Annotated in this window: 8 protein-coding genes; 5 read left to right on the top strand and 3 right to left on the bottom strand. The window is 33.3% G+C overall.

Annotation, left to right across the window (positions count from 1 at the left end):
• The 5 genes from SOY52_RS08775 to SOY52_RS11215 all read left to right on the top strand — a co-directional run.
• Positions 1-411: (2Fe-2S)-binding protein (locus tag SOY52_RS08775; RefSeq protein WP_320848579.1), on the top strand; the 411-nt coding region annotated here is incomplete at its 5' end.
• Entirely contained in the window at positions 408-1,637 is a 1,230-nt protein-coding gene (locus SOY52_RS08770) for an FAD/NAD(P)-binding oxidoreductase (protein ID WP_320848578.1), read from the top strand. The genes SOY52_RS08775 and SOY52_RS08770, both read left to right, overlap by 4 nt.
• Positions 1,624-1,971 carry a DUF1667 domain-containing protein gene (locus tag SOY52_RS08765; protein WP_320848577.1) on the top strand — a complete coding sequence of 116 codons (348 nt, stop codon included), beginning with the start codon at positions 1,624-1,626 and terminating at the stop codon, positions 1,969-1,971. Before SOY52_RS08770 ends, SOY52_RS08765 begins: the two co-directional genes overlap by 14 nt.
• Before the next feature lie 510 nt (positions 1,972-2,481).
• The gene (locus SOY52_RS08760) at positions 2,482-2,610 is read left to right on the top strand and encodes a DUF3990 domain-containing protein (RefSeq protein WP_320848576.1); all 129 of its coding nucleotides are present in this window, start codon (positions 2,482-2,484) and stop codon (positions 2,608-2,610) included.
• 49 nt (positions 2,611-2,659) lie between these two features.
• On the top strand, positions 2,660-2,842 hold the full coding sequence (locus tag SOY52_RS11215; RefSeq protein ID WP_414429601.1) for a DUF3791 domain-containing protein: 183 nt from the start codon (positions 2,660-2,662) through the stop codon (positions 2,840-2,842).
• A gap of 161 nt (positions 2,843-3,003) precedes the next feature.
• Here the strand turns inward: SOY52_RS11215 and SOY52_RS08755 are convergent, their stop codons facing one another.
• The 3 genes from SOY52_RS08755 to SOY52_RS08745 all read right to left on the bottom strand — a co-directional run.
• Positions 3,004-3,735 (bottom strand): PIG-L deacetylase family protein, encoded by a 732-nt coding sequence (locus SOY52_RS08755; RefSeq protein WP_320848575.1) that lies wholly within the window; start codon positions 3,733-3,735, stop codon positions 3,004-3,006.
• Positions 3,732-5,204 carry a glycoside-pentoside-hexuronide (GPH):cation symporter gene (locus SOY52_RS08750; RefSeq protein ID WP_320848574.1) on the bottom strand — a complete coding sequence of 491 codons (1,473 nt, stop codon included), beginning with the start codon at positions 5,202-5,204 and terminating at the stop codon, positions 3,732-3,734. Before SOY52_RS08750 ends, SOY52_RS08755 begins: the two co-directional genes overlap by 4 nt.
• Positions 5,205-5,255: 51 nt before the next feature.
• Positions 5,256-5,694, bottom strand: a 439-nt coding sequence (locus SOY52_RS08745; RefSeq protein ID WP_320848573.1) for a hypothetical protein, incomplete at its 5' end; no start/stop codon positions are given.

Raw genomic sequence — 5,694 nt, 5'->3', positions numbered from 1 at the left:
GCAATTGATTCTCCAGGACTCACCTCTGCACCAGCTATTGGTGAATATATAAGTCAGCAAGTATCTGCAAGATTAAAGGCAAAGAAAAAGGAAAATCCAGTACTAAAGCGTAATAGAATTCCAAAGGCTGCCTCTATGAGTATTGATGAAAGAAATAAATTAATTACTACAGACAATAGATATGCAAATATTATTTGTCGTTGTGAGGAAATTTCTGAAGGAGAAATTGTTGAGGCAATAAAACGAGGTGCAACTACTCTTGATGGAATAAAGCGCAGAGTTAGAGCTGGTATGGGTAGATGCCAAGGTGGATTCTGTTCAATTAAGGTAATGGACATCATTGCTAGAGAAAGAGGATGTAAGCTTGAAGATGTTAAAAAGAACGAAGATGGTTCTGAGGTGATTTTGTGAAGGATCTTATAGTAATTGGTGGAGGTGCTGCAGGACTTGCTGCTGCTATTTCTGCATATGATGAGGGTCTAAGAGATATTATCATTATTGAACGATCTCAAAGCTTAGGTGGTATTTTAAATCAATGTATACATAATGGTTTTGGTCTTCATACCTTTAAGGAGGAGTTAACCGGACCTGAGTATGCAAATAGGTTTATTAAAGAAGCAGAAAAAAGAAACATAGAAGCAAAACTTACTTCAATGGTAATAGACTTAAAGCCACATGAAGTAACATACGTAAATAGTAATGAAGGCGTTGTAAGACTTCAAGCGAAAGCTATTATTTTGGCAATGGGGTGTAGAGAGCGTCCTCGTGGAGCTCTTAATATACCAGGCTATAGACCTGCTGGAATTTTTTCTGCAGGAACTGCTCAGCATTTGATGAATATCGAAGGTAAGCTAGTAGGTAAAAGAGTTGTAATCTTAGGCTCTGGAGACATTGGCTTAATTATGGCAAGAAGAATGACACTGGAGGGTGCAAAGGTGTTAGCTGTTGCTGAATTAATGCCATATTCTGGTGGCTTAAAAAGAAATATTGTTCAATGCTTAAATGATTTTGATATTCCTTTACTTCTTTCTCATACTGTAGTGAATATTGAAGGTAAAGAAAGGGTTGAAGCTGTCACAATTAGTGAAGTTGATAGCAATAGAAATCCAATTAAAGGAACAGAAATTAGATATGAGTGTGATACACTATTACTATCTGTTGGCTTACTTCCTGAAAATGAGCTCTCAAAGAAAGCTGGAATTGATCTCTCTCCAATAACTGGAGGTCCTATTGTTGATGATCAATATTTAGCAGGTGATGGTATTTTTGCTTGTGGTAATGTATTACATGTACATGACCTTGTTGACTTTGTTTCAGAAGAGGCAACAACTGCCGGAAAGAGTGCTGCAAAGTATGTAATGCAAGAAAATAAAATAAAGGAATATTTCAGTGTAACCACAGGTTTTGGAGTTAGATATACTGTTCCTCAGAAGATTGAAAAGAATAGAACCGATTTAACTATTCGCTTCCGTGTAAATGATAACTATAGAAATTCTTACATAGTTGTTAAGAGTAACGGCGTTGAAATTAAACGAATAAAGAAGGCTGTTCTTGCTCCTGGTGAAATGGAAAGTGTTAAAATCATGGGACCTGTAGAAGCAGATTTAAAGGTGGAAATTGAAAATGGAAATAACTGAACTAACTTGTATTAATTGTCCTCTTGGCTGTCAACTAAAGGTAAGTGTTGATAATGGCAAGGTTATCTCAGTTACAGGTAACACCTGCCAAAGAGGAAAGAAATATGCTGAAACGGAAGTAATTTCTCCTAAGAGAACTGTAACTTCAACTGTTAAAGCAGGGGAAAAGAGAGTTGCAGTAAAGACTGTTCCAGAAATTCCAAAAGAAATGATTTTTGATGTTATGAGGGAAATTCATAAAGTAAACATTACTGGACCAATAAAAATTGGTGATGTAATAGTCCATAACATTGCATCATCTGGTTCTGATTTAGTCGCAACTTCTGAGTCGTAAATAGTAAGGTCTCAATTACGAGACCTTTAATTAATTATACACTAAAATAATTTGAAGTAATCATTTCTAATTTTATTATTTTTCCTAAGTATCTTTTAATCTTCATAAATCTGCAATTTCTCTACTGTGCAAGGAGTAATATTCTCAAATGTATTTTGCTTTGAACAACAGTTTGTTAATATTTTTGATTATGTTGCCTATGATAAGAATAGGCAGGTGATTGGTAATCATACTAAAGCAAGAAAAGTAAAGGATTTAATATATGCTTGCAAAGTATCAAAGCGAGTTTATCATTTTACCGAAAGGTACAATATCATAAAAGATGGTTTGCGAGAAAAAATATTATTATTTGAAATACAGAGACGGCAGAAAGGTTGCTTGAAAATATATCTATAAAAAGGATATAGAAAATGTGCGCTCTTTTTTAGAAAAGCGAAGGCACATTGAAATAATGTTAAAATCCATGCAAGAGGAGAAAGCGATTGCAAATAAAGTATTGTAGGGTATTGTATGATTTTATATCATGGTAGCAATGCGATTGTTTTCTATCCAAAATTAATTGAACAGAATAGATTTCTTGATTTTGGGTTTTATACGACAACAAATAAAGTTCAGGCGATAGCTTTGCTGACAAGGTGACAAAGCGCTGCAAGTGTGGTAAAAAAGCCGTCAGCATTTATGATAATTTGTGCTGAACAATACAAAAAGGGAAAAACACCTAACAGGCAAACAACTCGCGGAGCTTTTCACCCTTAATCGTGTTTGGGAGTACATCTATTCTTGCTATGAAGCACTTTATACAACGGGTACTAACTATATCATTGAGGCCATTGACCTGTATATCGAAGCCCGAAAGATCTCTAGGGTTTAAAGTAGAAACGAAAAATAGAAATATTTATGCTAAATGTAGATATTTAATTTATATACACCAATGAGAAGATGTGTAAGTATAATAAAAAGGCTTGCCTCCTATTGAATTTAGGAGGCAAGTATTAGTTATCCATTTTAAAGTCCACATATTTTTAATTATTTTTATATAATCTCAGCTTCTGGGATACAGTGAAGATGAAGAGGAAGTAGAGCTTTTACCCCTTCAAATATTTTGTCAGATCCACTCATCTTTTGACCTCGGGAAGCAAAATAAGCTGTGTAAAGAGCTAGCATTTCCTCATTTATTTGAGATTTATGCATCGCTGTTGCAGCCATCTTCTTTTCAAAATGATTGGTGATATCAATAAAAGTATTAGGCTTTTGGGTAAAATAGAATAATACAGCTTTTAGATCTGTAGGAAGTGTAGCTGTTCCCCTTGGATATTCCTTTAAATTAACACTAATAGCTGCTTGAGCTGCTGCAAGACCAGTAATTATATGGTCTTGGTGTGCTTCATAGGTGTTATATGGGTCAGGAGTTGCAATTGCATCATATTTTCCTTCTCTAATAATTGTTGCAATTTCACCTGCTAATAGTGGAATATCCTTTAATGAACCATCAAGATGGTCTAAAAAGATAAACTCTTTTGCTCCAAGATATTTACCTGCATTTATTGCCTCATCTTTTCTTATTTCTTTTAAAGAGCCATTTACTAGACCAATATCACCTAAAGAGCCATCTGTAATAGTTAGATAATCAACATGGACACCTCTACTTACTAGCTCTGAAATAATACCACCCATTCCAATTTCATTATCATCAGGATGTGGTTGGATACATAAAAGCTTTGAAATATTATCAAGCTTTGGAGGTTGCATTAATGTATTTATCATACTTTTCCCCTTTCTAATTCTTTTACAATTCTTTCGTACTCTACTTCATCTAAAATATAGTGTTTCTTATATAGGAAGTAGGAAAGTGCCATTAATACAGCAGGTAGTAGACACATTACAAATAATAAACCTGCACTTTGGAATCTATTTACTCCAGATAATACACTCTTAATAGAGCTTAGTTTTTCAGCTTCACTAATGAAGCCAAGATTAGTTTGCTGCTCAAAGCTTGATATTTGGTTTGTAATATTTGTAATACCAAACATTAAATAGCTAAGTGATGTAAGCATTACTACAATCGCAGAAGAAAATTTTGTTAAGAATGGTCTTAAGGAAGCAATAATTGCTTCGTCTCTATTACCATTTTTGTATTCGTTATATTCAACAGTATTAATTATAGAGATCATCATTATTAAGTAATATGAATACTGTCCTAGGTTTGTAAACATATAGGAAATGGTTACAATCCAAAACTTTAACATTGTATTTGGTAGGAATAATCCAGATATCAGTAAAATAGTGTAAAATGTTAAAGACATAATTAACATGTATTTCATCAATGTTTTTCGATTAATTTTTTGTGATATTGCTGGATAGAAAACCATTAAGAAAGCAGTAGCTAATACCCCAATAGTACTAAATGTTGAGTATAGTCCTCCTTCGTAGCCAAATGTAAAATAAATATAGGTTGAACCTATTCCCCCAAGTATCAAATTTAATCCGATTTGTTGAATTAAAAAGATTATTGAAACCCATATAAGTTGGTCATTATTTTTAATTGTAGTAATGATTTTATTTAAGCTTACTTTAGGAGCCTTTTCAGTCATATAGCTTCTATCTTCTTTTACCCCAACAATGGTAAATAGAAGGAAAATAGGTCCCAAAATAGAAAAAGCTAATGCAACAGTACTATATGCTACCTGGGCATTTCCACCAATAGTCATAGAGCCTGTTGTAAACATTGGAATTAGTATTCCTGCAATTGTTGCTCCAATTCCAGCAAAAAGTGTTGCTCTAGATGTGAATTGGTCTCTTGAATGTCCATCACTTCCTAAGGAAGGAACCATTCCCCAGTAGGCGATATCATGCATTGTGTAGGTAATCGAATATAAGAAATAAATAACTGCGAAGAATACAACAAATGCCCAACCCTGTAAGCGAACAGAGAAAGCAAGGTATACAACAATACTAGTTGTTATTATTCCAATTAGTAGCCAAGGCTTGTATTTACCCCATTTTGTTCTAGTTCTTTCGATAATGTTGCCCATTATAGGGTCGTTTACAGCATCAAAAATTCTAGCAAGAACCATAATTACAGTTATGGCCATTAACTGCGCAGCAGTTAGCTGTCTTGTAAAGAGTACATATAAAAGTATGTAATTAGTAAAAAGTTGGTAAAGCATATCTCTACCAACTGTTCCAAGAGGAAAGAACCAAAGATTCTTTTTTAAGTATTTATTATTTGCCATAAATTATTTTTACGGCACTAAGGAAAGCAAGTCAAGAAAAACGATTAATTATTAAAAGACTGCTTTTAAACCAGCAGTAGCGAAGAATATATTTTCTTTACTTTTATATCCTCCACTTACTTCAAGTTTTACAACATCTGTTAAAATAAATGAAAGAGAAGGGGTAACTAATAATTCTTCAAAACCAGAATTAGAAAAAGTAGTTGTTAGAGAAAGATAAATTGAAAGACGCTCAGTAGGTGTAAATGTAATTGCACTACATAATGAGTATTTCTCTTTGTAGAAATCTAATTGGCTTGCTAAGTATAACCCCAATTGATAAGAATTCATTTCTGTTTCAATTGAATAAAGCTTCATCATATTGATTGCAAATAATAAATCTTTATTTGAACGAAACCTTGTTTCAAAGCCTGTTGTGATATCAAAATAGAGAGATAAATCTAAGGCTGTTGCAATTCTTACATCTTTATCTTCATTTAGTGATGCATAT

Origin of the sequence: Bullifex sp. (assembly GCF_034103065.1) — a bacterium.
GTDB lineage: Bacteria > Spirochaetota > Spirochaetia > Sphaerochaetales > Sphaerochaetaceae > Bullifex.
This window is presented reverse-complemented; position numbering and strand designations above follow the sequence as displayed.